Below are 26,842 nucleotides of genomic sequence, written 5' to 3'. Positions count from 1 at the left end.
GCCGTACACTTTTGGATCATACCGTCATTTTTTTCAAGCGGCGCAAGTAGCGGGAGCGGACAAGAAAAAAATATAATGTCTGGGCTCCTAAAAACAAAGCGGATGTAGCCAGAATGGGCTCGTATATGGTATACACGTACATTGTCTCCAGAATCGGACGCATTACGATCAGCGTTTGTACGGAAGACACCAGAACGGGAACAAAGAACAGCAGGCCGATTTGCCGTGTGGCCGCCCTGCCCATATCCCGTTCGCTTAAACCAAGTTTAGATAGTGCACGATATTTATCACGGGCTGATGCAAGATCGGAGTGCAGCTTAAAGTATAAGAAGCTGGCGGATGCCGCGGAGAAAATAAGAGCCACAAAAAAACCGATGAAACAGAATAAAGAAAATGCCTGCTTTAAGCTCCAATACTCCCTTGCCCGCATGAATATACGATTGGACCCCGGGTGATACAAGTCAGTGGCTTCCAGCCGCTGCTCCAGCTTGCCGCCAATAACTGCCTCCGGGCTTTCTGCCTCGGGAAGCTGCCCGCTATTCCATGTAGGGACATAATAAAGAAACACGGTCTTGACCTCGGCACCTTTCTTGATGGATTGGTACGTCGAATCGTTCACGACTAGCATGTTCGTTAAGGTCAGGAACGGCAGCGGATGGACGAGCACCTTGGCAATATGCAGTGTCGGGCCGGAATGAAGTATAACTTGATCGGACCGATTGCGCCCCGCCGTTGTGCCGGGGGAGCGAACCAGAATCGCTTGTCCGTCCGCGAGAGACGCTTCGTCGAGATTCATCGGAGCTGCAAGCTTGTTGAAGCTGCTCGCAGCTATAACTTCTACTGAAGCGGCCGATGGGTGGCTTGTGCCTTTAAAGCTGGTTTCCACCTTTAATTCCTGGTAATCCGCCTTTGCATCCTCCAACAGTCTGTTGATTTTTTCTAAATCCCGTCCGGTTTGTTCATCATTGAAACTAAAATACTGGAAAGCAAAAGGATTGGTCCTATAGCTGTCCCGATTCGACAAATTCAAGGAAAGCACAATGCTTACGCTCATGCATGCTATGGAGGTCACAACGGTTACGAGAAACAATATCCGCGCGTTGTCTTTCAGCTTGTAAGCCATCTCGGAAAGCCAAAGCAAGTTTATCCCCCTCCATACGGCTTTGCGACTCCGCATCAATAGGCGAATCATCAGCACCGACAGCTGGGAATAAAACAAATAAGTGCCCGCAATGCCAAGCGCCGCCGCAAGGAACACATGCTTGGGTGCAAGCTTGTCGGCCTGGAGCAACAGGCAGCTGCCAGCCAGCAATGCAATGCCGGTTAAGGATAGAGTGATCGACGCAGCCGGCTCTTTTGGGGACGATCCGCTCCCCTGCAGCAGCTCTTTTACGCTGCTCTTGCGAATTAAGAGCAGCGTAAACCACGAGAGGGCTGCAAACAGGCCGGAAAATGAAACGATCGTAACCCATATAGCCAATATTGGCCAATAGAAGGAAAGCTCCCGCATGTCCGTGTTTTTCACGGCGATCAGCAGGAAGAGCTTGGACAAAAGCAGGCCACCGGCCATTCCGATGAGGATTGCGCCGGTGCCGATCGCCATACTTTCCAGCCGCACTAGCCTGCCTATCTGGCGCGGATGAGCGCCTAAAACAAGCAGCAGCCCGAATTCCCGGTGGCGGGATTTCACAAACATGCGGGTGGAATACGCCACAAAGAACATGGCGAACAAAAAGATCACGAATTCGGCAAGCAGCAGCGCCGCGCGTTTTTTAAATCCCAGCGGGATTTGCCCGATTTCCGGATGAAACGCAAAAATGGCGAATGAGAAAAAAATCATGACCGTCATGGAGTTGCTTATAAAATAGGCGAAATAAGCGTGTGCATTTCGCTTCAAGTTAATCTTGACGAATTGAGGGAAACTCATGCTCATGCGTATACCCTCCCCAAAACGACAGCATGTCCATAATGCGTTGGAAGAACGTTTGCCGGCTGTCGCCGCGATGAATTTCGGCCGCGATCCTTCCGTCCTTAATGAATACGATCCGGCTGCAGTAGCTTGCGGCCTGCGGATCGTGCGTAACCAGCATGATGGTGGTCCGATCCTTCCGGTTGATGTTCTCCAGCGACTCCATCACGGCGCGGGAAGCGCCCGAGTCGAGCGCACCCGTCGGTTCGTCCGCAAGCAGCAACGCCGGAGAAGCAATGATTGCTCTGGCAATGGCCGCGCGTTGACGCTGGCCGCCAGAAACCTCGTAGATACGCTTGTTCAAAATATCGGTAATTCCGAGCCGATCAGCAACCCTTGCAAGTCCCGCTTCCATCTCGTCAAACGGCTTGCAGTCCAGCGTCAGCGGCAACACGATATTTTCCGCAATCGTGAGGGTATCCAGCAGGTTGTACTCCTGAAAGACGAAGCCGAGCTGAAGGCGCCGGAAATTCGCCAGATCCGCTTTCTTCATGCTGTAAGGATCGCAGCCGTTTATGCGGACCGCACCGGAGCTCGGCGTATCGATGGTCGAAATCACATTAAGAAGTGTCGTTTTGCCGCTTCCGGAAGGCCCCATAATGCCGACGAATTCCCCTCGCTCGATCGACAAGTGAATATCGGCAAGAGCACGCGTAGGCACTTTGCCTGCATATACTTTATTCAGTCCACTCACGGTGAGCACGCTCATTACATGCACCCCCTGCTTTTGTTTGAAGCTTGCTAGCTTAAACTGCTCTTCTTTCCCAGCGCCAGAAGCTGGCCGCGGCAAACACAGCCGTAAATCCTATGGCGTATATCCAAAATTTCGGCCAGCCTTCCGGACTGAGCGCGGTTAAAATACGCTGGAACGGATCGAATAAAAGAACGAGTTCTTTGTTCAAATACAGTGCGGCAATGGAACCGACAAAGATAACGATATAGGCCATCAATGGTCTTGGCACAAACAGACATACCATACTGCTCAGCGCCAGCTTCAGTACACAAACCAAGGCCAGCAGCAAATATACCTTGATAGTGTAAAGCGCCGCCGCCGTCGAAGCTATAGGAACCTCAGCACCATAGATAAGGACAGTGTCGCTGTGCAGAAAAAACAATCGACCGCAAGCGAAGGCGATCAGGCAGGTCGTTCCCATAAACACTCCAATCGTTGCGATCAGTGCAAGCAGCTTGGCAAGCCAAAGCCGGAACCGGCTGAACGACCGCAGCATGTACATCCGGTAAGCGCCGGAATGAATTTCGCCGCCCAAATGCTCTACAAACAAAATCGGCAGAATCGCCATGACCAGCAGTAAAGAGATGCCTTCCATCATAAACCACGGCGCGCTCAGCTCGTGCATCTCGACCCGGCCACCAAACCGGTATTGTCCCCAGCCGCTGAGCATAAGCATCCACATATTACTGAGCAGCAGCAGCAAATAAACGCCGCCAAAGGCGATCATCCGCTTCCTTCTCCAGATTCGCTCTATTTCGCTTACCCATAGTCCCCACATCGTTATTCCTCCTAATGTACGTAATCGTTAGCGACAAAACGGCGATAGGCAATAACCGTAAATACGGCAATGTGCAGTAAAATAATAGTCGGCAGCGCCCCAATCATCGACGTTTCCCCGGACAGCGCTTTGTTCAAGCCCGTATGCTGCATATAGGGAACCAGCATAAAGGCCAACACGTCACGAACATATGGTAGACCCGAGAACAAGGCGGCAAATTTCAAATAGAGACCGTCAAGCAGCAATGTGGCCAGGATGTAAATCATACAGGCTCCAAGCGCAAACGTTACCTGTTTGCTATACATCGCGATACAAACAAACAAGCTGCCGATGGCGGCCAACGTCGCATAAGCAAGTGTATAATAACCGGCTGTATATCCGATCACAACCGGCCACCGGCCGCTCGCCTCTTCTGGAAACCGGACGAAGCCGACAATCGCCAGACATATTCCGAGAACGAGCAGCAGCAAGAGGACAGTAATGTGGAGTGCAAGAAGCTTGCTGACAAATATTTGCCCCCGCGTATAACGGCGTATAAACAAAAGCCGCAACCGGCCGCTGCGGTATTCTTCCGTAAACAAGGCAGCCGCAAGCGCAGCGACAACAATATTGGAAGACAAGAACAAATTTTCCTGCAGCCCGACAATCAGAAACATGCCGGAGGTGATGTTCTCGCCGAGCGAATTGATCCATAAATAATGACTGCCCGTAATATAGGCGAACATCGGCAGGACAAGAATGACGAGCCAAAACCAACGCTGACGCCATAAACGGGACAATTCGCAATAGATTAGCGTCCTCATGAATTCATCAGCTCCAGGAAAACGTCCTCCAGCCGCTGCCCGTCTTTGACCAATTCCCGGGCGGGACCGTTCCACAGGAGCTTGCCTTCCCGGATGACAATTAGTTCGTCACACACCTGCTGCAATTCGTCAAGCAAATGACTCGATATGAAGAACGCATAGTTCCCCGAGTCACGCAAGCGGAAAATGAGATCTCGCAGCTCCCGCATGCCTATAGGGTCGAGCCCGTTGGAAGGCTCATCGAGCAGCAGCAGCCGGGGGCTGCCAAGCAGCGATTGGGCGATTCCGAGCCGCTGTTTCATCCCGAGCGAATAAGTTTTTACCCGGTCGTCTCCTCTGGCGGCAAGGCCGACCGTTTGCAGCAATTGCTCAAGATGCGCTTCCCTGGCTGCAGGGGAAATGTCCGGGTGCAGCCTCGACAAATTGCGAAGCACTTGTCTGCCCGTCATATAGTCGAAGAAGACAGGGGATTCGATGATCGCGCCAACCCGGGACAGCGCTTGTTCCCGTTGGGTCCGAACGTCGAACGAGTCGATGCGTATACTGCCGCTTGTTGGCCGGAGCAGGCCCGTCATGAGGCGCATCAAGGTCGTCTTGCCTGCGCCGTTCGGTCCGAGAAATCCGTATATTTTGCCTTCTTTGAGTGAAAAAGAGCATTCAGAAATAAGGGTGCGTTGGCCGATCGTTTTGGTCACCCGATCCACTTCCATAATAAAGTTCGACATGGCTGTTTCCTCCCGCATATTCTTGTTCCTCTCCAATGTACAAGAACTTAAGCGGTGCCGCTATCGATTTACCTTAACGCAGGCTTACACTCCATTTAAGGTTATGTTCGGGTGTTCTCATACCAAGCAGCGGTCTACAAGCAGGCGGGCAGCTAACCGGAGCGGTGGACGGCTCAGTTACGAAACAGGTGGCTTGTACTGGCCAAACGTCAGCCGGACAACGGTGCCCATGCCAGGCTCGGACTCCAATTCGACCGTATGACCGAGCCGATTGCAAATTTCCCGTACCAAATATAAACCCATCCCTGTCGATTCGTGGTAAAGGCGGCCGCGCTCGCCTGTAAAATATGGGTTAAATACGCGGTTTAAATCTTCCTTGGCAATCCCGATGCCCTGGTCGCGAATTTCAAGAACTGTATCCGCATCGCGTTCGTAAGCACGCACGAAGACCTTTTTTCCTTCTCCCGCCGTATAGTTGGCCGCATTAATAAGTAATTGTCCCAGCATGAATTGCAGCCACTTGGCATCGCTGTAAACGATCCAATGCTCTTCCAACTGAATATTCGGCGTTATGCCTTTACGAATGAACAGCCTGCGATTCTCGGCCAGCGCTTGGCTCACGACCTGCAGCAGCGGTGTCCTTCCGACCTTGAAATCTTGCTCGAAACGTTCCAGCCTGGACGTATGGATAACCATCTCCATTCCTTTTTTCAGCCGTTCCAGTTCTTCCATAATACTGTCTGCCTCCGGACCGTCCAGCTCTTCCGCCGTAAGCTGTATGACCGATAGCGGTGTTTTCATTTGATGCACCCAGCGATGGACGAAGACAATATGCTGCTCCATGCTGCTGCGGTAACGAAGCAGCTGTTCCTGCCCATACCGGTCGTAATGGTTTAACAGTTCGCGCGTTGCTTCCGCCAACGGCGTCTCCCCTAGCGGTTCCAACGCTTCGTTTCCTTGTAAAGGCGGGGTGCTAAGCTGCCGGTACAGCCCCTTCTGGCTATAGTACCGATAACCCAAGTAAAGCGTTAGAACGGAGATGCTAAGCAACATCCCGTAAAGCGCAATCTCGATAGAGCGTCCTTCGCCCGTAAGCCAGTACAGCAGCGGCACGAGTGGCATTTGTGCGAAGTAAAACAGCAGCAGCGGAGCATGGTCCTTCCAGAACAGTTTCATGACATGCCTCCGGCACCGGAACTCAAGCGGTAGCCCGCCCCGCGCACCGTTTCCAAGCAATCGCTTAGGCCAAGCTCTTTCAGCTTTTTGCGGACGCGCGTGATGTATACGTTTAATGTGTTGTCATCGATAAAGTGATGCCCTTCCCACATCAAATCCAGCAGGCGGTCTCTACTCACGACGCGTCCCGCTTTAGCCATCAACGCCTCTAGCAAAACCGCTTCTTTTTGGGTCAGTTCAGCCGACGATTGTTCACGCATCACGACGAAGCGTTCCGGATACAGAACAAGACCTCCGGCTTCAACCGTTCTTTCGCCCTGCGCCGCGGAATAAGATCCGTACGCTCTTCTTAAATGGCTTCTGATTTTGGCCAGCACGACTTCATAATGAAAAGGCTTCGTAATATAATCGTCGGCCCCGTTTTCCAGCGCCATCACCTGGTCCATCTGGCTTTCCCGTGCAGAGATGAACACGATGGGGCAATGTGAGTGCGCCCGAATTTGCCGACACCAATAGAAGCCGTCGTATTTTGGCAGGTTTACATCGAGCAGCACGAGATGAGCGCCAGAGGCTTTGAAGCCTTCCAGCACATTGTCGAAGTTATCCGTTTCTTTGGCCTCGAAGCCGTATTTTATGACATAAGAGCGAAGCAAGCCAGATAGTTTGGCGTCGTCTTCGACAATATATATCGTGTACGTGGTCATCAACCTCTTTCGATACGGAAGTTCTAATTAAATAAGTGCGGTTAAGACCAAACTAACATGTTCTTTTGAGACAAGTCAACGCAAAGCCAAATAAGTATCGGAGGAAATGTTTATTATGGACGATGTCATCAAAATCCACGAGTTAACGAAGGTGTTGGAAATCGTCCGCTGCTGCCCTTACTAATTTCAGTTGGAGCGCATGGAGATTTACAAAAATTGAATTTTAAAGGTGTGAGTTTATCATGTTTCGAATTATTTGGAGTGAATGGCGGAAGGTTCATTGGTGAGTGGAGTATTCCTGCTATTGATCATCGTGGATACAGGGGTCAATGCAGGATTGGGCGTTCTATCCGCACAGGATTGTAAGGGGGTGTTCGAAGTTGTGTTCTCAGCATACGTCGCTGTCGCCTATAGGGGACCTGATCCCCTTCCTGTTCATTGCCTCCTTCACGTTTGTCCTTTATCTGATCATAGGCAGCCGTCAGTTCATCCGGCGTGAGTCTGTATGAATGGTGCAGCGATACCCTCCATTTTCAATTAAACGTGAAATTGGGGGGATCGCTGTACCTCCATTTTTGTCCTCTTATTCGGGGTCCATGGACACGTTGTCATACTGCTTCCTTGTTTCTGTAGAGCAAGCGGAAGCATGACTCCGGCCTCCGCGTTAGTCTTCCCGGCTTTATCGGGCTCAATGAACCTGAACGCCCAGGCCCCGGAAAAATTCCCGCATATTCCTAAGGTAAGAATCGTTTACGGCAGTCGATTCCTTAAGGAGATCCTGCATACTGTTCATAAAGGCGGAGGCTGATGTCGTATCGGCTTTTTCAAACCGGTTTGTTAGCTCCACGTTATTCAATACCGCCTCAGTCTGCTTCGTATGCTCCTTATATCTCTCTATCCAACCGGGGTTTTGGGGAATCTTTCGTACAAAATCCAGCAAATGGCTCAGCCCATTCCCCCCATTTTTTATGTCATTTTCGAACGCGGTATATTGCTGGGGAGCTACCAGCTTCATCAGTTCCGATGGTTTGATGTAGTCCTCGGGGGCACCTACCGGGCGATCTGGAGGAGTCGTGTAGCTAATATCCCCGGTCCCTGGGTCAATGGATCGTGTAGAAGCAATCGCAGCGATCCTGTCCATCGTGTCCAGAAATTGTTTGGCTTTACCGCCTTCCATATAATGCTCTGCAATATACCTGGATTGGGATAGTCCCATCTCCAGCAGCACAGCTCGCTGACTATCATCCGTTACTGTTCCGTCAACGATAAAATTGGACTCGATCATCCTGTACACTGCATTGGATACTTCTTCTGGCTGTCCTTCCAAAACCCGGCTTAACGAATCGTTGATCTGGGTTGTACCGAAATACTTCATAGGCTGTGACTTAAGATCGCCTTCTGCCAGTTGTCTGCCGGTTTCGCTAATCTCTACGGAGTCTCGAACGACGAATCCAGAAAGTACTTTTTCTTGGAGCTGCGGCGGTGCGGATTGTTTGGCTGTCGGATCGATCCGTAGGCTGTCAGAGTTAATAAGAGCAGCCTGCTGGCCTCTAAGCGGCTCAAAATTCATCCTGTTTCCTCCTGTCCTCTCTGTAACTAAGGGGTATGTCTATCTATTATATCGGACAAAACTTATACAAAGTGAAGGAAACACATCCATAAATTGGGCTGCTAATGCTAGTTGATAGGAATCCTCCGCTTCCTCTCCATTCGAGTGCGGATTACTTCTTCAACGCATCGATCTGCTTTGTCGCTTCTTCCTGCGCTTCCCTCAGCGCCGTATTGATATCTTTGCCAGCCATTACGTCTTTGAATTTTGCTTCTAGGGGCGGACGCGCTTTACCGGAATACAATGATTGGGCAACGAAGGGTGCCGGTTTGCTCTTAAAAATCCCCTCAATATGCTTCCCCTTCAATAGAGGCAGATCCTCGCCAAAATGTTTGTTCATCTCCGGATTTTTCAGCGCCGACAGCAAAGCGGTCGATTTTGTGTACGCAAGCTGCACTTCGTCCGAAGTCATCACTTGAAGCGCCTGCATCGCCTGCTCGCGATGTTTACTTGTCGTCGTGATACAGAGGCTGTATGCCTTAACCATGCCGTACACATTAGGTTTATCTGCGAAGCTCGGGTATTGGGCTATATCCCAATTTACATCCGATTGCGCGAGGCCGCTTATCACGCCATGGGATGCGTACATTGCGACATTTTTGTCCTTGGCGAAGCGGTTAACCGTTCCCGCATGATTCGATATCGTATTCTGGTTACCTGGGATACTATATATTTGCTTCAAGGTTTCGAATACTCTTTTCCACCCTTCGGTATCCAGTGTGGCCTTCTGCGTTTTCGGGTCGACAAACGGCAGGGACAGCGAATTGCCGAGCTTTTCCGGCCCTTCAGGATCGAGCCCCTTATACTGGATTCCTCCATCTTCACGAGTCATCTTCTTAGCCAGCTCAATCGTATCTTCCCAAGTCATCCCATCCTGCGGATAAGCTACACCGAACTTATCAAACAAATCTTTGTTATAAAACAAAGCATAAAAATCTTGCGCGAACGGCAGACCGTACAAAATCTCTTTCTTGTCCCCATCCCGCATCCCGTCTAACACTTGTTCGTCGAATCGACCAAGGTCCATTCCCGCTTTCTTAATGTCCGCTGTCATATCGCCGATCAGCTTTAAATCCTGAAACTGGACTAACACGTCGTTCCAGGCCATAATGATATCCACTTCATTGTCGCCGCTGGCTACAAGGTTCTCTGGCTGCATGCCCGGTCCACGCACTATCTGCTGCAGGGTTATGTTCGGGTATTTTTTCTTGACAGGCTCAGCAATCAGCTTCTGAAACGCATCTTCCTGGAAAATCGCATCCCACATGTAAATTTTCAGTGTGACCGGTTGCGCCTCGACTGTTGGTTCCTTAGGCGGGCTGACCGCGTTGCTGCATGAAGCAGATATGGCAGCTAGTGTAAAGATGACCGCTGTTTTCTTCATAAATGGAAGAACCATTGGACCCTACCTCCCTTTTCGTTCTAAAGCTCTGGCATGACATCGTATGTGTTAACTTGTAAACCCTTACATTTTGTTATGGTATCAGACGTTTATTTGGTTTAAAATAGACATAATGGACAATTTTGTAATCCAAATGTCCTAATTGTACAATTCAGGGAGAAGTGTGAGATGGACATTCAATTTCGCCGGGATTACGACGAGCTGGACTTACGGATTCAGATGGGACATTTGCAAATTAACGTATGGTATATCCGATTCGTTCCTGCCTCCCAACGGGTTAATAGGAACCACGCGCACGGCGGTTACGAGCTGCATTTCATACCATACGGGTACGGCCGGCTCATCGCCGAGGGAGAGCATTACACACTGAAGCCCAATACGTTTTATCTGACAGGCCCGATGATCTATCATGAGCAAACGACCTCTGCCGATAACCCGCTTGCGGAATGCTGTATTACCTTCGATATTACTGTTTTGAAGAAAAGAAAGCAGGACAACGAGTACCTCCGCATCGAATCCGACCTGATGATCGAAACGCTAACTTCTACGCGATTCTGGTTCGGAGAGGACGAGTACGGCAGCATGGAGCTGTTCCAGAAAATTATGAACGAATTAGATAACCGGCTGATCGGCTACTACCATAACATCCGAAGTTACGTGTCCCAGATTATCGTCAACGCGGTTCGCAGCTACCGCGGCCAGAATAAAGCTGATTACACGCTGCCCCGCAAAACCTTAAACGAAAAAAGAGAGCATCTGCTCGATGCGCTTATGAACGCAGAAACACCGGATATGTCGCTGGAGCAAATGGCGAGCGAGTTAAAGGTCAGCAAGCGCCATTTGCATAGGCTTATGAAAAAACAATTTCAAATGACCTTCAAGCAGAAGCTATCGCACGAAAAGCTGGAAATTGCCAAGAAGCTGCTGACCGGGACAATGCTCACCATAGATGAGGTAGCGCGTTCGGCCGAATACTCATCGGGCAGCTATTTTTGCAAAAAGTTCAAAGAGCATACGGGGATGTCACCCACCCAGTACAGAAAGTCTTCAAGCAGGGACGGGAAGTTCTGATATCCCTTTTTCCCAATGCCTACGGAGAGATATTCGGGAATCCAATTTCCTTCGCTGGACCCAGATCTACCGAATTTTCCCATCAGAAAATACGCCTTTGGCCTACGAGGAAAGACAGTAACGACAAAAAGCCGCAGGGCACCGGCTTGACCGCCAGTAATCTGCGACTGTTTTTTCGGGACACTTTATTTGATGCCGGAGCCGGTGAGGGTTCTATCTCCTAGTAGATCTCCTCTGATGCAGTGCCCACTTGTTTATATTGAATCTTTATATTATCTGAATGTATGGATTCACTGCTTTCATCACAGATAAACGAAACCTCGGCTAACGATGCGCATTCATCCTGATATGGGGCGCGGGTTGATCTGAAACCGTTATCTCTTATCCAATAAAATACGTCCTCGGCTCCGAAGCCCTCCATTAATTTAAGCCGAAGCTTCCGGAGCATCATACTGCTATCGAAGTATACTCTTTTTAAGTCGAACGATGCCGAGAACTCTCCGGATGCAGCATGAATCCATTCATTGCCGTCCAGCGAAGCGTATACTTCATATCTTCTTACTGCCCCTTCCGCATCCCTATGGTTTTGTCTGGGCATCACATGGATTCCCCGTACCGAGACGGGCCGGTCCACCTCAAATTCCAGAACAAAAGGATACTTCCCGCCGTAGGGTCCGCCTGCAAGCCAATACGTGTTAGGGTCGCCGTCTAGTATACGGTCAATTGAAGTGTCGGGTGCTGTCAAATCCACCTTAATATCCCTGCTATCACTTGGTTCCTCTTCAACGAGCTTCACTGTTGTATTCAATCTTTTCATGACCGCCGTATCAAATAGAAATGATTGAAGCTGCTTCTTGGTCACTTTGACTTTAGGTTGAAAGTCAGTGCTGTCCATATATTTTAGAATGGAGTATAGGAGCTGTCTTGCTGCCGGTCTTTGATCAAGATCCTTTACAAGATTGGCGGAACATACCACCAGCTTGCCGTTATAAAGATTGCATTCGAACGCCAAAGCGAGCTTATAATTACGGTTCCAATCGTCTATAGGCCAGATGAAAGGCTCTACTTCATCAGGTAATGCTTCGATATTGATGCCGCGGGCATTATCAACGATCTCAGCCCATTGCCATTCCATACCGCAGGAGGTGGGGAATTCCGCGAGTGCCGGGTGTGCCGTATCGCACCAAAGCCCGAGACTTCTTGACCATTTCGGGCCCATCTGCGTATTCCAAAACGGCGGCAATATCGAGAGCGGCGGGCAATGATAATCCAGACTTTCCGCTGCCGGCAAGAATAAAACCTTTTCGCCGTTTTTTAATAAACGCACAGCCTCGCTAAAGCTTTTTGTAACATGGACACTATCGAAGGTTGAAAAATCGCTCTTCGCCGGGTAGACCCAGAACTTCCAGTCATTTTCAATAGCTGTATTCTCGACGCCAATGACGAGTTTATAAGCTGAAGGTGCTGGAAGGCCGCCTAAATCGGTCTCTATTGTCCCGATGAAAGAATTTCTTCCCGTTCTAATGTCTTGATTATCAAAACTGCCGTTGATAAACACCTTGCCGCTTTCATCTGTAATTTTCCAATATATGGTTTCCCCAAGTAAATCCTCCTCGGCAAAGCAAGCGATTTCGAGGTCCGCACATAAAGTATCACTCGCTGTATATACCAATTTGTTTAATCTTGCAAGCGGAACGACCGGAGCACAAAAACGTCTGAACTGATCGGGATTAATGTAAGGCTTTGGCTCCCAAAAGGCATCCAGTAAGCCTACAAGGGCACTTCCTTGGCCAAGATAATCATGCAGATCCAGTAGTGAAAAACCGGAATAGCCGAACGTACGAAGGTTGGCTTCCACTTCCTCCTTATAAGCCGCTGCCTGAAGTATTCCTGATGCCTGCACAAAGTCCGCATTCTTATGGAGCATGTTATGTTTTTCCAGAGAATGCTTGAATATGTCATAGTTTCCGGCACGCAAATAACCTGTGAACTTAGGGATGATTGAAAAATCAGGATAGGCGCAATATTGGCCTACTTCATGAGACAGGAAAGGAACTTCCATATCTTCGAGGTATTTGGAATAATCACGGCCAAACCAGCCGTGGATGCCTCTCATTCTTCCTTCCCCACGGCTGCACGTGTAATAATAATCCGTTCCGTCAACAGGTTCACCGTCCCTGGGCCAAAACCAGCCTGACTGGGCGCAGTAGAGACGTCTGTTGTCCAGCTTCCTGTACTTTGCAACCCAGCTTCTCACACAAGGTTTATAATTCCCATGCGGCTCATTGCCTGATGATAGCAGGAGAAAGGATGCATGGTTGCCGTACGCTTTGATAATTCTATCCGTCTCAACATGCAGCTGCTGTTCAATAACGCCTCCCGGAATAAAATAATTCCACATGCCGGTTTCTATCTGAAGGTATATGCCTGCCTCATCAGCTGCAACAAATGCCGCCTCAGGCGGGCACCAGGAATGATAGCGGATATGATTCATGCCCCATTGTTTACATATAGACATGATTCTTCTCCACTCCTCTACATCCGTCGAAGGGGAGCCTGTCAAAGGAAAGCAGCCTGCATCATGGGTTCCTCTAAAGCTAATATTTCTTCCGTTGAGTACGAAATTTCTCCCTTGAGTTGTAATATTTCTAAGACCAAATGTTATGGATTTCGTATCAACGATCTCACCGCTTTGCCGATCTGTAAGGGTAATATCCAATTGATGCAGAGCGGGATTAAATTCATCCCACAGGGAGGCGTTCTCCCCCAGCTGCACGGTATACTCTATAATCCCACCTTCGTGGTCAATATCGGCATGAAAGGTCTCGTTATCGCTAATCGTCGGGTATTTGTCATTGTCTGAGCAATTAAGGTTTATCGTCTTTTTTATGACAATAGCACCATGATGCCGGCTTCCGCTTTGATTGGTAATATGGATTTTAACAAGCGCGCTCTTGGTTGAATAATCCGGGTAAACGGAAATATCGTCGAACCCTGTGAGAGACTTGGGAACAAGCTCCATTGTGCCGACGATCCCATTCCATGTGTTTCCCACGGAATCCGACACAGCATGGGCATCAGGGCGATAGGGATAAATCATACTGTTATCTACCCTAATGGTTAATACATGTTTCCCCTTTCGTAATATACCAAGATCGTAGATGTGTTCAGCGCAAAGACTATCGTAATCGCCAAAGCTCTGATCATCAATCCAAACCGATGTTTTCCATCGTGCGCGTTCAAGATGAAGCTCCACACGCTTATGTTCCCATTCCGGAGGAATATCGATGTCGGTCTGGTACCAGGCTGCCCCAATATAATGCCTAACCGGTTGTGATAAAAAAGGAACCTTGGTATGATCCTTCTCGGTAAATTCCTTATATTCCTCTCGCAAAAACCATAAGCGGTCGTGCAAGCCGTCAACGAATGGCGTATCGGCCGAAATTTTGTGACCAAAGCCTTGAGCCTGTAACGTGCCCGGGAGCAGGATCGTATGGGCAAAGCTATGTCGGTTATACCATGTTTCCTGGATGCCAACATTATTCTCATCAAGCTGAAAACGCCAAACTCCGTGAAGCGATATAGGCTGCGGTAATGATCCAATCATCCAATTGTTCTCCTTATTCTTACTTCTTCGCATCCGCGATATTGCATCCCCATCTCTATCTCGCAAAGAAACCGTTTCCATAATTCTTTATTTGTAACGATTAGGTTTTTTTTCTGCTATTTCTGGGTTGCCTTTTTTTCTTGTATTCTCTTCTCGGCAGCTTCATTCGCTTCCCTTAATGCCGTATTAATATCTTTTGCTCCCGACTCCACGTTTTTGAACGCCGCATTAAACTCGCCCGAAGCGATGGAATCGTATTTGCTCATCGTATACTTGGGGGCCGGCTTCGATTTCAAGATGGCATCCAGATGCTTCCCTTTGAACACACCAATGCTTTCACCGAATCGCTTATTCATCTCCGGATCGGCAGAGGAAGATAGCAGCCCGCTCTTAACAAGCTCCATCTGCGGTTCTTGAGACAGCAGGTACATGATCACCTGGAAAGCCGCTTCTTTGTTCTTGCTTGTATTCGTCACGTGGAGATTGTGAGAATCCGCCTGCCAGGCAACTCCCGGCGAATCCGGAAAGCTTGGCATTTGTGCCATATCCCAGTTAAACGGGTCACCGTTTAATTCCAGATCATTGATCAAGGTCGGAACGTCCGCGTACATCGGCCACATGGCCAGATTTTTATCTTTTAAGAATGCATCCTTGGCAGGTTTCCGGATTTCATTGCCTGGAATCTTATACAGCTTCATCATCGTTTCGTAAACCTTCTTAAATCCCTCTGTTTCCAGCAACGGCTTGTCTGTCTGGGCGTCCACGTACGGAAGCGATAGCTGGCTGTAAAAATCATTCAACGAATGGATATCAAGCCCTCGGTAAGCGACTCCGCCTTCATTTCTTGTCAGACTCTTAGATAGCTCAATCACCTCGTCCCAGGTCATCCCGTCTTTCGGATACGGTACGCCGAAACGATCGAAAATATCTTTGTTATAGTACAGGGCCGAGAAATTTACCCAGAACGGAAGCCCGTAAAGCTCGCCCTTGTCCCCCCACTGCTTGATGGCATCCAGAGCAGGCTGGTTCAGACTGTTTAAGTCAAAATGATGCTTCTTGATGAGCTCCCTCATGTCATAGAGCAGGTTCAAATCTTTGTACTGCGTTAATCGAGGCGTGCTGTTGTACAAAATATCCGGAAATGTCCCCGCAATGACAAGCTCGTCCGGGTTGGTTCCTTTTTGCTTTCGAACCACTTCCAAGGTGATATTAGGGAATTTCTTTCTAACCGGGGCTATGATAAACCTTTCAAACCACTCGTCGGTCATGCCCAAATCGGTGTATATGCTGAGCTGTGCTGACAAATTAGGATCGAAATTCATTGTACCGGCTTTTTCGTTCTCCCCGGCCTTATTTGCCGTGTTCCCGTCCGCTTGACTGCCCGCTTGCGGGCTGCAACCCGAGAGTGCCGTGATGAAGTACAAACTGCTCAGCGCCAAGATCGATGCGTTACGGATTCTGACCATTTGGAGCGTTACCTCCCTCCTAATTGGGCCTAATGCAAAGACCGTTTACATAATTATAGTCTTGAGTTTAAGTGCTGTCTTTGTTTCATGTACCGTTTATTTGTCCTTTTTTCCAATAACTTGTTGGCCGGACAACAAAAAGAGGCAGTCTAGTTGTCCTAGGCTGCCTCTGAGTCTGTCGAAAAACCTGTAAAGCTTGAAAAATAGCATCGGTACCCCGGTGGGGTATCCCCCTCCAGCCACTGTTGTTCCCAGAAAAATTTTGATTATATCGCTTTACAGCGGGTATTTTCCGGGAACAAAGGCGGACGCTATCGCTCCTACGAGGGATACCCCACCTACCACCTTTTGTATGTTTCTAAATGTTTCACTTGCCTGATAATTTCATGGGGAGTCCCGGTTGTACTATGAAATTATTGTTGGTCAAAATAATCATCCGGCAAATTCAATTCTTTCAAACAGCCTATAAATTTTTCTCTAAAATTAGGATTGTGTTTATATTCCGGCCATGCAGCCTTATAATACGGCAATAGCTTAGCATGAGGGACAATACCCCAAAATAAAATGGAGTTTTTCATAACCTCCTTGCCGCCATCTTTGAACATCTGTTCAATGATCTCCCAGCCTTCCGATTTGTCGTCGCAGCTGCGTGTCGCATAGATTGCGGCGGCTTGCATATTCGAGTCAGCATGGCACAAAAAGGGGGCAAAATTTTTAAGTGTAATCGCGCCGGAGGATTCCAAAACATACCCTGCGTGACGTAACGTTTCTTGATCCCGAACCCTGTCAAGACTTTGCAATATGACTTTTATAAATGCCGTTATATCAGCAGATTTACCGTAGGAGTTCAGAATCATTAAAGCTTGTAAAAAATCCTCATCCTTTTCCGAATGCAGAAGCTCCAGAAGATGGTCTTTTCCCGCTTCTACAGAGGTTTTGCAGATTAGCTGTATGGCTGTGGTGCGGCCTTTTTGTTTTTGCCCGGCAACGTGTTTTAAAAAATCTATCGTTGGCTGCGAAACGTTCTTAAACTTGAACATTCCATCGAGCGCTTTTAATTGGATCTCTTCGTCAGTGGCGTTTTGATATACCTGTATCAACGCATTTTCATCACCCGGCATTTTGCTGCCAAACCACGTAATATCGTAATCCAATATAATTTCATCCAACCAGCGCTCATACCAGTCCAGAAAGCTGTCTTCATAGACGAAGAAAAAGGGATGATCAGGATAAAAATCGGAAGTGTATACGATCTTCCCCCTGTATTCTCCTTCTAGGACGAGATACATATCGTATTCGCAGCCTTGTGTGCCAATGCACAACATGCCTCCCATCACTCTGCTACGGGCTGCGTCGTATTCCGGATCGGAGATGTCCTCATCGCTGATCAAGGGATCAACCAGATGATTCCACTCTTCCTTGGTCATTCCGGGGTGCAGAACGCATTTTGCTGCGAGTGCATTGCTATCGGTATAGGAAGCTGCCTTTTCTATCGGATACATCCCGTAATACGGCCCTGCGCCTCCATTTCCAACTTTCGTCAAAAACTGCGCATAAGGCTTTGGCAGTGTGACTCGATTTGCCGCTTGCCAGTCCTCAAGCTCTTTTGCCGTGAGCTTATTATAAACCCTGTATTTATGGGAGGACGCTCCAAAAACAGAAAAATTCGCATCTTTGTGAAGGGCCTTTTCGAGCTTGCTTTTTATTCGGTCTAGTTGTGTTTCTTTCTTCCAAAAGAACATAGGGAATCCCCCTTCTATAGCTGAGCTTCCTTTGTTTGCTTATCCAGCAATTTCAGCAGATGCGGAAACCGGTATTCTCCGTACATACTCTGTATATGTCTGGAAGCGGCTTCCAACTCTATGCCGACAGATGTGATATACAAAGGCTTTGAGCTGCTGCCTCGATAAATCTCCTTGACATTGACTTCGTTGTCGTGAAAGGAGCTTTTTGCAACACCGATCACTGGAATTTCACCTGAAAAATTGCTGTAAACATAATATCCGAGCCCGGGCTTTTTCTCATTGTTTAAGTACACGTAGCCATCCACAACAATAGTATGGATTTGGTTAATATTCGTAAGCTTCAGCAGCTCCTGTATGCAGGGAGCTCTCGTTTATAGAAAGATCCGGCTTCGTATTCGTGAGGGTTTTCCGTATAAGACGTGATGATTTTGAGTGGTTCAGGATCGTCCCAACGTTGAAAAATAACCCCGACTGCTTTCGCTCTATGCTCCTCATAATACACATCTACGGCGATGATCATGGATAGAGATTCCTTCCTTAAAGCACTTTTTAAGCTATGGATTTAACCCAATATATCACATTTTGCCGTGCCATTTCATCGTCAGCGGTCGACGGGAGGAAAGCTCAATTAAAAAGGAATGCCCTCAATCCCTAAGGAGAGAGAGCATAATGGTTTGGCACGTCCAGCTTGATTCTACTTAGCCTAGTGCTTATGGAGATGCTAAGCCCTGTTGTGAAGGGTGAAGTCAAAACGATTACGGCTTAATGTGTATGCTATGTTAGGGCGAAGAGTGCCGCTCCGTGCGGCGGTACCTCTACGGCCAGCTCATGATCCAGTGGGCCGATCTCTCGGCCGCTCCATAGCTCCTTCGCTTGTGCGGCTCCGCTTATGCCTAACCGGGCCAGTGGTATGGATATAACAATAGGATCCTCACCGGTGTTAAACAGCGCGGCGTAGCGCTCATCCTCTGGGCCTTCGGCCTTCCAGACGATGCAGGCACCTTCCCGCATGACCTGGCAGGCACCGAAGCTGGAGCGGTGCATATGAAGCACCTCGCGGTTTGTCAGCAGCGACAACGTCCAATCGTCGTTATCACGAAGCTCTCCGCCGAACATGAGCGGCGAACGGAAGATGGTCCAAAGCGTCATCATCGTCAGCTGCTCGTCCCGTGTGAACCGCGTCCATCTGTCAGTCCCTCCGCCGTCTACGGAGCGGATGCCGATATGCCCAAGCGGCAGCATGTCGCAATCAGGCCAGCAGCCTGGCTTCGGGCTTCCTTCCCATTTCTCGCAGCGATCAAACATGTCATACAACATCGGCCACTGATCCCAGAAATCGTCGGTCATCCGCCACATGTTGGCGTTCGCCTCGAAGCGGTCGGAGTACTCGACAGGCGCCGGCCCAGGGGAAAGACTCAGTACCATAGGCCGTCCGCAGCGGTCCATCGCCTTCCGGATCATTTCGATCTCTGCCAGGTGGGTGCCATATAATCTGGACGCGGCAATATCATCAACCTTGACGAAATCGACGCCCCACTCGGCGTACAGCTCGAACAATGAATCATAATAGGCTTGAGCGCCCTCCTTGTTGACGTCAACGCCGTACATATCCGTGTTCCACGGACAGATTGAATTCGGATGTGCAATCTCGCGTGCCGTAGCGGCTGTACCTTTGATCGGCATATTGTCATGAACTGCCTGACGTGGAATGCCGCGCATGATATGGATGCCGAATTTCAGCCCGAGCCCGTGAATGTAGTCTGCCAAAGGCTTGAAGCCTACACCGCCCTCCGCAGAAGGAAAGCGGTTCACGGCCGGCATAAGACGCGAGTACTCGTCAATCTCCAGCCGGACGAAAGGCCGGTATTGCGACGAGACGGCGCCGGGCTCATACCATTGGATGTCTACGACGATGTATTCCCAGCCATAGTCCTTCAAATGTTGTGCCATATAATCCGCATTCCCGCGGATCTCGGCTTCCGTTACGGCCGCGCCGTAACAATCCCAGCTATTCCACCCCATAGGGGGCGTTGGGGCAAGGAAGTGATGCTGCATAACGAACCTCCAGTATGATGTTGGAATGAATTGCTCTTATATCTACATCATACGATTCGGAGATACAGCTTTTCTACAGTAATCTTGATCATTCGATGGTAAAATATTGCGGTTCACGCCTCATCTCGTTAATCGAAGAACATGCGGTTGAATGTCAATTGCCCCTCACCGGAACGGAAGCTTCCCGGCGTCCGGCCCGTCACTTTTCGAAACACTTTGATAAAATAACTTCCGCTAGAGTACCCGACCCGTTCTGCGATCTCCTCGACGCTCCAATCCGTCTGGTGCAGCAGGCGCATCGCCTGCTCGATCCGCACGCGATTTAAATAGTCATTGGGCGAAATACCGACTGTGGCGGTGAATGTACGTAATAGATGATACTTGGACAGTCCCAGCTGTTCAGACAGCTGATCGAGGCTTATCATCCGGTCATAATGGGACTCCAGGAACGCTGCGGCTGCCTTTATTTTCACTGGCCACTTCTGTCCCTCTCCGTCCGGCGCGGACGCCAACCGGCACAATTCGGAAACGAATTGATACATATACGAGGATGCGGTATACGGTTCTGTGATCCTGCCAGCATTCGCCTCCTCCCAGATATGCTCCAGAAAACGAATAGGCCGGCTTGTCTGCTGCAGGTATGGCGTTTCGCCCAATCTGCGTTTTGCTTCCTCCCAATTCGGCAGGATGAGCGACGGCCTTAGCAGCACAAAAATAAACGACCAACAGGAGCTGTCCTCCGGGAAATAATAACGGTGGTTTCCGGGAATTTCCGCCATAAATGCCCGTCCTGCTTCGATTCGGTACGTGTTTCCGCCCGTTTCATAAATACCCTCGCCTTCCAATGTATATTGGAACAGCAGCAGCGGACCGTCCGTCCGTTCGAGCCCGTCCCAGCAGTAAGATGTATCCCCTACTACGTCCCGCCCGACGGCAAACAACTCGCACATGGACAAATTCGTTGGGACTTTGAATCGGAAACCGAATGTGCCTGTCTCGGTACCGGATGCCATGCGATCTCCTCCTCGGTTTCGCTTGCTATGCTATATAAGATGATCATGACATTATGCTACCACATTTTTATCCCCGATAATGAAATAATTCAGACACAGCACATCCCATTCATCTGTTAAAAAAATAGAGGCCTGCCATCTAGGCAGGCCTGAGTTTGTCGAGAAACCTATAAAAGCTTGAACTTTTGCTAATATACTCCGGTGCGGTATGCCCCTCCAGCCTCTGTTGAAACCCGTGAATAGGATTAGATTTAGCGGTATTTTCACGGGTTTCAAAGGAGGACGTAAACTCCTCCGAGGCATACCTCACCTCCATATGCAGCATAGTTCACGCAAACAGGGTTTCTCAACATCCTGAGGCCTGCCATCTAGGCAGGCCATTATTTTTATCGCTTCACCTTCAGCTCTAATGCATAAGGATCTCCTTTTACACCAGCCGACCCACCCAAAAAACCCGGCGCGAGAATTCTCGCACCGGGTTCTTTCTTTAGAGTCTGCCTAAGGGATATATAAATCGGAAAGCTGTCTATCTGTCCGTGGAAATCCCGGTTTATTGTGGGGAGTTGCCGCTGCCTTGAACAGCTTGGTCGTGTGGTACGGAGACCGTTGCCGTTGCGACGGTTTGGTTGCCTGCTTTATCGGAAGCCGTGTACGTGATGGTATAGATACGTGATTTTTCCGCACGCAAGCTGAAGGAAGTCGCTGCTGTTCCGAACTCGGCCTGAATATCGTCTCGATCGGTATTCGGCTGATTGCTCGTGATCGACGTTAGAATCATTAAATCTACGCCGGATTCAGCATCGCTCGCCTTCGGTAAGACACTGATCTTAACCATCTTGTGATTTGGCGGCCAAATCGTTGTTCTATCGAGCTGGATGGAGAACTTCGGAGCGGTCTTGTCGATATTGCTGACGTTGTAGCTCGATACATTCGAAACATTGCCTGCTGCATCCGTTCCTCTCGCGTACACCGTACTATTAGCAGATATGGCTATGGGCGCATGATAAGCTTTCCATTCCCCATTGACGCCTAATTTGTATTCTTTCACAACAGCATCATCCGGGTAACTAATCGTTAGGGTCACGTCGGCATTGGTCGGAGCTGTAACGTCCGCAGCGAAGGTAGCATCGGCTGGAGCCGTCTTGTCAACGTCCCTGTCAGCAAGGTAGCCTAAGCCATTTTTGTATAGAGGACTGGTAGGCACCGGACGCATAAAAGTAACATCCGGCAAGCTGCCGTCCGGTTTTCTAGGCGCAGATAATTGGGTCATATCCAAACTTACAAAATCTTGATCTGTCAGCTTAAGCCCGCCATCCATGGTCCAAGAATTGTTAGTGACATGTTCCGGCGGATTATTATCATTTGCTATAGGTGTGCCCATATAAGCAATGTTATTATGTAACACTTCTCTGTAACCGGGGATGTCGATATCCTCCGTTGGACTAACGCGCTCAAGCATATTGAAATTAGCATTCCTATTATTGTAAGCGGTGTTATTAATCCAATTAGCTGATTGGCCTGGCTGATGATTAGCATAAAATCCATTCGCTCCGTTATTAACAGCTAAGGAATAAGTAACGGTATGAACCGGCACTGGATCAGGAATTCCGGTTGTTCTATGAGAATACCCGCCGACTTTAAACCCATTTTTGTCGCCTATCCCATTCTGATTCCCCCGATGATTGAAAGACCAGGAATGGTCATAAGTCACTGCCGCACTCGAGCTGATACTGTCAAACCCATCGTCGCTGTTATTCCATGCACGGGAGTTAATGAACGAAACCGGACCTGCATGTGCACCAAAACCATCTGTATTTCCCGCTGAAGTATCCGTTGGTCCAATGTTATTGTAAGAATCACAATTAAGGACTATTCCTGTCCCTCTTGTTGTAAAGTAAAAGCCGTTAGCTTCATTATCATGAGCAGCTACGTTCTCGAAATCGGCTTGACCGATTATTCTGAACACCTCGGATTGCTTTTGGTTGCCTACCTTAACCCCTATCGCATCAAATCCTTTGAATTTGACACCTGTTACTTTATCTGCCACACGAAAAGCAGCCACACGTAAATTGGTTGGCACATTTTTGAAATCAAAAACGGGCCTTTTATCCCCAGGATAAGCCTCGTAGGTAATCCCGCTCTTAGTAATGTCATGGACATAATTATAATTACTATCGGTATTGGCAATTTCAAAATCATCATAAACTCCTCCGCGAATATATACGGTATCCCCCGAGGATGCTGCTGATTGCGCTTTCATAATGCTTTTGAACGGTGCGCTTTCCGTTCCTGAATTGCTGTCACTCCCCGTTGGAGAAATGTAGTAATTTGCGGCAAACGCTGAGGATGTTATTACAAATAATGCCGCTAAACTAAGCATGATCGTGGCTGCACAAATTTTGGAAAGCTGACCCATTGCATTAAACGTGGCAGTTATTGATTTTTCCATAGTTCTTCCTCCTTTTTCCTTGTTAATTCATTATCATTGCAACCCGAAAACCTATGCCCGGAGTTTTAGCGTCCGTTCCGGACGCGTTACGGTAGGTTGAACGAACCATGGTGAAGTCGTCCCCCCAAGCCCCTCCGCGTAAAACACGAGAATTGCCGGAATTTGGACCTTGCGGGTCAGAAGCATTCTCTTGTGGATAAGGAGCTGCATACCAATCCTTGCACCACTCCTGAATGTTCCCATACATATCATACAGTCCCCATGCATTAGGCTTTTTCTGGCCTACCGGATGAGTCACCCCATCTGAATTTTCCTGGTACCAAGCATACTCGCCTAAAATCGATTCATTATCGCCGAATTCCCATCGGGTGCTTGTGCCTGCACGTGCTGCAAATTCCCATTGTGCTTCTGTAGGTAAAGCGAATTTATGTCCTGTCTTTTCTTGAAGTTTTTGTAAAAATAGTTGGGTATCCTCCCAGCTAACGCTGTCGACAGGCCGTTTATCCCCTTTGAACTTACTTGGATTGTTCCCCATAAGCTCTTCCCATTGTTCCTGGGTCACCTCATATTTTCCCAGATAAAATGGTTTCGTAATCGTGACTTTGTGCTCTGGGGCTTCGTCCCCCTCTCCTACCTCCACAGAAGATCCCATTGTAAATGACCCCGGATGAATCAGAACAAACTCCATGTTGATGCCATGCCCTATATCCAGGATTTCTGCTTTTGGCAGATTCATTTCACCACCTGTTGGTCCAGAGCTACTGAAATATAGTAGACCCGAAGCTGCTATCCCTGTAACAACCAGAAAAGTTAGTAAAGAAATCTTAAGTTTCATAGTCACCTTCCTAGAGCGATAATCCTAATCCCGCCTCCCCTCCTGACCTATTTCGCACTTGCGGATTGCAAGGCTTTATTTGCTTCCTCCTCCGTCGTACGAAGCATGGTATTAATGTCCATTTCTCCGTTGACTACCTTCATCGCGTTTGTCGTATATTTGCCTAAAACTGCTGCTTTGCTTTCACTCACCGTCTTTTCTGCCATAGCTGGAAATTTGGTGAAGAACGCCGAAAAGTTTTTGTCCTTGTACGCTGTATTTTGCCCAAGTGTTTTCTGAATGGCTTCGTCCTTCAGTACGGTCATGATGCCGTTCTTAGAAGACTCCAGCTGGTACTCATCCGACGTCAGATATTTGATCACCTCCATAGCCGCATCTTTATTCTTTGACATCTTCGTCACGGAGATCACTCCGGGATAGGCTTGTGCCCCGACACCAGGCAATTCCTTGAACGCAGGGAAGGTGACAACATCCCAGTTCATCGACGACATATCCTGGGCAAATACTACCGGGAGCAGAGGAGAAGCCGTGTACATAGCTAATGTTTTTTCCTTGACGAAGGTGTTAGAATCAGGAATCTTGCCATTCGATTGCTCGATTTTTTTCTTGTACATATTATTTTGGGTAGGGCGGATCAGCATAGTATCGATGATTTTTTTCCAAGTGTCGTTATTGATCGTGGCTTTATTTGTAGAGCTGTCTACAAGCGGAAGAGAGTATGGATTGGAAACGAACACCTGGTTAAGGGAAGGCGAGAAGCCCGTATAGACAACACCGCTTTCTTCCCGGGTCATTTGGTTCGAAAGCTCGATGATTTCATCCCAGGTCATTCCATCCTTAGGATAAGGTACGCCAAACTTATCAAATAGATCTTTGTTGTAATAGAGGGCCATTCGGTCGTTATATAGAGGCAAGCCATAAAGTCCCCCGCCGGACATCTTCTTCAAGGAATCAATCATGCTCGGTTCAAAACGGTTCAAGTCGAGGTTATGCTGCTTAATCAAATCCGTCATATCGAACGCCGTTCCGCTGTCGAGCACGGAGCCTGTGAACGATGCAATGGAGTCCCACTGAATATCAATTTGTGCACCGGAGGTCAATAGCTGCTGTAAATCCGTACTGTTCGGTACACGCTGAATATATTTTATGGTATAGCTTGGGAATTTTTTGCGAATGGCGTTCCCGAATCGCTCATTAAAGTTCTCCTCGGAATCCTTGCTTACGGAATAAAATACAAGCTCAACCGGCTCCGCATTTTTGTTGGCCTCCTCCGTTTTCCCCTCGTTGGCTGCCCCGTTGCTGCATCCCCCCGCTATAAGGGATAAATTCGTAAACATTATCAATCGAACGGTCCAATTCTTCCTCGGTCTCATGGAAGTCCTCCTTTAGTGACTTGATTTTGAGATTTTAAAGAATCACATGTCTGTTCATGGAATGTAACCGTATTCAAATTCCGTTGTGATGCATATATTTGGGTTGAATTGCAAAGAATCTCTGACTTATCCGTTCCCCATCTCTTCGGTTAATTTGGTTGTTTCCCGGTCCATGAAGGTCAGAGGCAATTCCAACTCCCGAACCTCGCCCTCCTCCGGTTTTCCTTCGAGCTTGTTTACCAATTTGTGAATGACCGACCGGGCGTGATCACTATAAGGAATATCCCAACTCGAGATTCCCGGATAGCTGTTCATGGCTATATAATCGTTATTAATTCCGATCAGCATCAATCGGTCAGGAATAGGAATGTGAAGCTTGTTCGCAGCAGACAACAGCTTTAGGGCAATATTATCGTCAAAGGCAATGACGCCGATCCGTCCTGAGTGCCGTTGTACCAAATCTGTCAAATAGCCTTCATAGTCCAGCTCTTGAATATCCGCCAAGTCATGAAGTAAACCGCTTCCATATTTCCGGAGCCCTTCCCCAAATCCGATCCGCCTCTGTTCATCGATAATCTTCGAGCCTTTGTGTCCTACATAACAGAGCATGGTACACCCTCGCTCCGCAAGAACCTTGCAGGATCGCTCATTGGCCCCGGCAATTCCAAAATTAACAGAACCGATCGAAATATCCTCAGGCCAGTTCCAGCCGTTGATCAGTACCAAAGGCGTTCCTTGATTCACAATCGACCTGGTAGCCTCCATCCCCATGGCCAAACCATGGCAAATAAGGCCGTCTACTCTTCGCTGCAGCAGCACTTCAAGATGCCTTCGTTCAATATCAGGGTCTAGTCCATTGGAGGAAAAAACCGTTAAGTGGTAGCCGGCATGATGTGCTTCGAGCTGCAAATGCTCCGCTAACGTCCCGTAGATGCTTTTAAAGCCTGGTATAATGAGGCCAATTTCAAAGGTTTTTTGTCTGCTTAGTCCCGCTGCCATGATGTTTCGACGGTAGCCCAGTTCATTGGCCGCCAATTCGACCTTGCGAATCGTTTCTTTCGATGTACGAATCCCACCTCGATTAAGGACATTGGAAACGGTTGCAATTGAGACGCCGGCATGCTCCGCCACATCGACTATGGTGACTTGTTTGGGTTTGCTCATCAACAATTCATCTCCAATTTGTTAAACGTTTAACATACTTTTAGAGTAAGCTTAAACGTTTAACATGTCAAGAAAAAAATGGAAGTGTTGGGAAGAGGCAGACTGCCACTTCAAATTAAAAAAACGGATACATTGGCTGCATCCGTAATGTGTTATAGCTTATTC

Annotated in this window: 20 protein-coding genes; 1 reads left to right on the top strand and 19 read right to left on the bottom strand. The window is 48.5% G+C overall.

The window, feature by feature from the left end:
* Positions 1-16: 16 nt before the first annotated feature.
* The 9 genes from ABEA66_RS32480 to ABEA66_RS32440 all read right to left on the bottom strand — a co-directional run bounded on the left by ABEA66_RS32480 (position 17) and on the right by ABEA66_RS32440 (position 9,896).
* On the bottom strand, positions 17-1,933 hold the full coding sequence (locus tag ABEA66_RS32480; protein WP_345594135.1) for an FtsX-like permease family protein: 1,917 nt from the start codon (positions 1,931-1,933) through the stop codon (positions 17-19).
* Positions 1,899-2,678: an ABC transporter ATP-binding protein gene (locus tag ABEA66_RS32475; protein ID WP_345594133.1), complete on the bottom strand. Its 780-nt coding sequence runs from the start codon at positions 2,676-2,678 to the stop codon at positions 1,899-1,901. Before ABEA66_RS32475 ends, ABEA66_RS32480 begins: the two co-directional genes overlap by 35 nt.
* A gap of 37 nt (positions 2,679-2,715) precedes the next feature.
* Positions 2,716-3,480, bottom strand: coding sequence for an ABC transporter permease (locus ABEA66_RS32470; RefSeq protein WP_345594131.1), 765 nt, complete (start codon positions 3,478-3,480; stop codon positions 2,716-2,718).
* An 11-nt stretch (positions 3,481-3,491) separates the two neighbouring features.
* A complete protein-coding gene (locus ABEA66_RS32465) occupies positions 3,492-4,283 on the bottom strand; it encodes an ABC transporter permease (RefSeq protein WP_345594129.1) in 792 nt (263 codons plus the stop codon).
* Entirely contained in the window at positions 4,280-5,008 is a 729-nt protein-coding gene (locus tag ABEA66_RS32460; protein WP_345594127.1) for an ABC transporter ATP-binding protein, read from the bottom strand. The genes ABEA66_RS32465 and ABEA66_RS32460 overlap by 4 nt, the downstream gene beginning before the upstream one ends.
* A gap of 177 nt (positions 5,009-5,185) precedes the next feature.
* On the bottom strand, positions 5,186-6,184 hold the full coding sequence (locus ABEA66_RS32455; protein ID WP_345594125.1) for a sensor histidine kinase: 999 nt from the start codon (positions 6,182-6,184) through the stop codon (positions 5,186-5,188).
* Complete coding sequence (locus tag ABEA66_RS32450) at positions 6,181-6,888, bottom strand: response regulator transcription factor (protein WP_345594222.1); 708 nt, start codon at positions 6,886-6,888, stop codon at positions 6,181-6,183. The genes ABEA66_RS32455 and ABEA66_RS32450 overlap by 4 nt, the downstream gene beginning before the upstream one ends.
* 688 nt (positions 6,889-7,576) lie before the next feature.
* Positions 7,577-8,458, bottom strand: coding sequence for a hypothetical protein (locus ABEA66_RS32445; RefSeq protein ID WP_345594123.1), 882 nt, complete (start codon positions 8,456-8,458; stop codon positions 7,577-7,579).
* Positions 8,459-8,609: 151 nt separating this feature from the next.
* A complete protein-coding gene (locus tag ABEA66_RS32440) occupies positions 8,610-9,896 on the bottom strand; it encodes an ABC transporter substrate-binding protein (RefSeq protein WP_079913083.1) in 1,287 nt (428 codons plus the stop codon).
* 171 nt (positions 9,897-10,067) lie between these two features.
* Here ABEA66_RS32440 and ABEA66_RS32435 point away from each other — a divergent pair, with 171 nt between their 5' ends.
* Entirely contained in the window at positions 10,068-10,970 is a 903-nt protein-coding gene (locus tag ABEA66_RS32435; protein ID WP_345594120.1) for an AraC family transcriptional regulator, read from the top strand.
* Between the two features lie 220 nt (positions 10,971-11,190).
* Here the strand turns inward: ABEA66_RS32435 and ABEA66_RS32430 are convergent, their stop codons facing one another.
* The 10 genes from ABEA66_RS32430 to ABEA66_RS32385 all read right to left on the bottom strand — a co-directional run bounded on the left by ABEA66_RS32430 (position 11,191) and on the right by ABEA66_RS32385 (position 26,677).
* Positions 11,191-14,577 (bottom strand): discoidin domain-containing protein, encoded by a 3,387-nt coding sequence (locus tag ABEA66_RS32430; RefSeq protein WP_345594118.1) that lies wholly within the window; start codon positions 14,575-14,577, stop codon positions 11,191-11,193.
* A 116-nt stretch (positions 14,578-14,693) separates the two neighbouring features.
* Positions 14,694-16,043, bottom strand: a complete 1,350-nt coding sequence (locus tag ABEA66_RS32425) for an ABC transporter substrate-binding protein (RefSeq protein WP_345594115.1) — start codon at positions 16,041-16,043, stop codon at positions 14,694-14,696.
* A 413-nt stretch (positions 16,044-16,456) separates the two neighbouring features.
* Positions 16,457-17,785 carry an SMI1/KNR4 family protein gene (locus ABEA66_RS32420; RefSeq protein ID WP_345594113.1) on the bottom strand — a complete coding sequence of 443 codons (1,329 nt, stop codon included), beginning with the start codon at positions 17,783-17,785 and terminating at the stop codon, positions 16,457-16,459.
* A gap of 14 nt (positions 17,786-17,799) precedes the next feature.
* Positions 17,800-18,009 (bottom strand): endonuclease V, encoded by a 210-nt coding sequence (locus ABEA66_RS32415; RefSeq protein ID WP_345594111.1) that lies wholly within the window; start codon positions 18,007-18,009, stop codon positions 17,800-17,802.
* 553 nt (positions 18,010-18,562) lie between these two features.
* Positions 18,563-19,843, bottom strand: a complete 1,281-nt coding sequence (locus ABEA66_RS32410; RefSeq protein ID WP_345594109.1) for a glycoside hydrolase family 27 protein — start codon at positions 19,841-19,843, stop codon at positions 18,563-18,565.
* Between the two features lie 128 nt (positions 19,844-19,971).
* Positions 19,972-20,856, bottom strand: a complete 885-nt coding sequence (locus ABEA66_RS32405; protein WP_345594107.1) for an AraC family transcriptional regulator — start codon at positions 20,854-20,856, stop codon at positions 19,972-19,974.
* 550 nt (positions 20,857-21,406) lie between these two features.
* The gene (locus ABEA66_RS32400; RefSeq protein ID WP_345594105.1) at positions 21,407-23,305 is read right to left on the bottom strand and encodes a right-handed parallel beta-helix repeat-containing protein; all 1,899 of its coding nucleotides are present in this window, start codon (positions 23,303-23,305) and stop codon (positions 21,407-21,409) included.
* A gap of 22 nt (positions 23,306-23,327) precedes the next feature.
* Positions 23,328-24,140, bottom strand: a complete 813-nt coding sequence (locus tag ABEA66_RS32395) for a formylglycine-generating enzyme family protein (protein WP_345594103.1) — start codon at positions 24,138-24,140, stop codon at positions 23,328-23,330.
* A gap of 47 nt (positions 24,141-24,187) precedes the next feature.
* A complete protein-coding gene (locus ABEA66_RS32390) occupies positions 24,188-25,513 on the bottom strand; it encodes an ABC transporter substrate-binding protein (RefSeq protein WP_345594101.1) in 1,326 nt (441 codons plus the stop codon).
* A gap of 126 nt (positions 25,514-25,639) precedes the next feature.
* Positions 25,640-26,677, bottom strand: coding sequence for a LacI family DNA-binding transcriptional regulator (locus ABEA66_RS32385; protein WP_345594099.1), 1,038 nt, complete (start codon positions 26,675-26,677; stop codon positions 25,640-25,642).
* Positions 26,678-26,842 lie beyond the last annotated feature (165 nt).

This window comes from Paenibacillus vulneris (genome assembly GCF_039543185.1).
Taxonomy (GTDB): domain Bacteria; phylum Bacillota; class Bacilli; order Paenibacillales; family NBRC-103111; genus Paenibacillus_S; species Paenibacillus_S vulneris.
This window is presented reverse-complemented; position numbering and strand designations above follow the sequence as displayed.

Excerpts from the sequence above, each read along its gene's own strand:
- ABEA66_RS32480 (WP_345594135.1), bottom strand. The coding sequence starts at position 1,933 with ATGAGCATGAGTTTCCCTCAATTCGTCAAGATTAACTTGAAGCGAAAT.
- ABEA66_RS32475 (WP_345594133.1), bottom strand. The coding sequence starts at position 2,678 with ATGAGCGTGCTCACCGTGAGTGGACTGAATAAAGTATATGCAGGCAAA.
- ABEA66_RS32470 (WP_345594131.1), bottom strand. The coding sequence starts at position 3,480 with ATGTGGGGACTATGGGTAAGCGAAATAGAGCGAATCTGGAGAAGGAAG.
- ABEA66_RS32465 (WP_345594129.1), bottom strand. The coding sequence starts at position 4,283 with ATGAGGACGCTAATCTATTGCGAATTGTCCCGTTTATGGCGTCAGCGT.
- ABEA66_RS32460 (WP_345594127.1), bottom strand. The coding sequence starts at position 5,008 with ATGTCGAACTTTATTATGGAAGTGGATCGGGTGACCAAAACGATCGGC.
- ABEA66_RS32455 (WP_345594125.1), bottom strand. The coding sequence starts at position 6,184 with ATGAAACTGTTCTGGAAGGACCATGCTCCGCTGCTGCTGTTTTACTTC.
- ABEA66_RS32450 (WP_345594222.1), bottom strand. The coding sequence starts at position 6,888 with ATGACCACGTACACGATATATATTGTCGAAGACGACGCCAAACTATCT.
- ABEA66_RS32445 (WP_345594123.1), bottom strand. The coding sequence starts at position 8,458 with ATGAATTTTGAGCCGCTTAGAGGCCAGCAGGCTGCTCTTATTAACTCT.
- ABEA66_RS32440 (WP_079913083.1), bottom strand. The coding sequence starts at position 9,896 with ATGGTTCTTCCATTTATGAAGAAAACAGCGGTCATCTTTACACTAGCT.
- ABEA66_RS32435 (WP_345594120.1), top strand. The coding sequence starts at position 10,068 with ATGGACATTCAATTTCGCCGGGATTACGACGAGCTGGACTTACGGATT.
- ABEA66_RS32430 (WP_345594118.1), bottom strand. The coding sequence starts at position 14,577 with ATGATTGGATCATTACCGCAGCCTATATCGCTTCACGGAGTTTGGCGT.
- ABEA66_RS32425 (WP_345594115.1), bottom strand. The coding sequence starts at position 16,043 with ATGGTCAGAATCCGTAACGCATCGATCTTGGCGCTGAGCAGTTTGTAC.
- ABEA66_RS32420 (WP_345594113.1), bottom strand. The coding sequence starts at position 17,785 with ATGTTCTTTTGGAAGAAAGAAACACAACTAGACCGAATAAAAAGCAAG.
- ABEA66_RS32410 (WP_345594109.1), bottom strand. The coding sequence starts at position 19,843 with ATGCAGCATCACTTCCTTGCCCCAACGCCCCCTATGGGGTGGAATAGC.
- ABEA66_RS32405 (WP_345594107.1), bottom strand. The coding sequence starts at position 20,856 with ATGGCATCCGGTACCGAGACAGGCACATTCGGTTTCCGATTCAAAGTC.
- ABEA66_RS32400 (WP_345594105.1), bottom strand. The coding sequence starts at position 23,305 with ATGGAAAAATCAATAACTGCCACGTTTAATGCAATGGGTCAGCTTTCC.
- ABEA66_RS32395 (WP_345594103.1), bottom strand. The coding sequence starts at position 24,140 with ATGAAACTTAAGATTTCTTTACTAACTTTTCTGGTTGTTACAGGGATA.
- ABEA66_RS32390 (WP_345594101.1), bottom strand. The coding sequence starts at position 25,513 with ATGAGACCGAGGAAGAATTGGACCGTTCGATTGATAATGTTTACGAAT.
- ABEA66_RS32385 (WP_345594099.1), bottom strand. The coding sequence starts at position 26,677 with ATGAGCAAACCCAAACAAGTCACCATAGTCGATGTGGCGGAGCATGCC.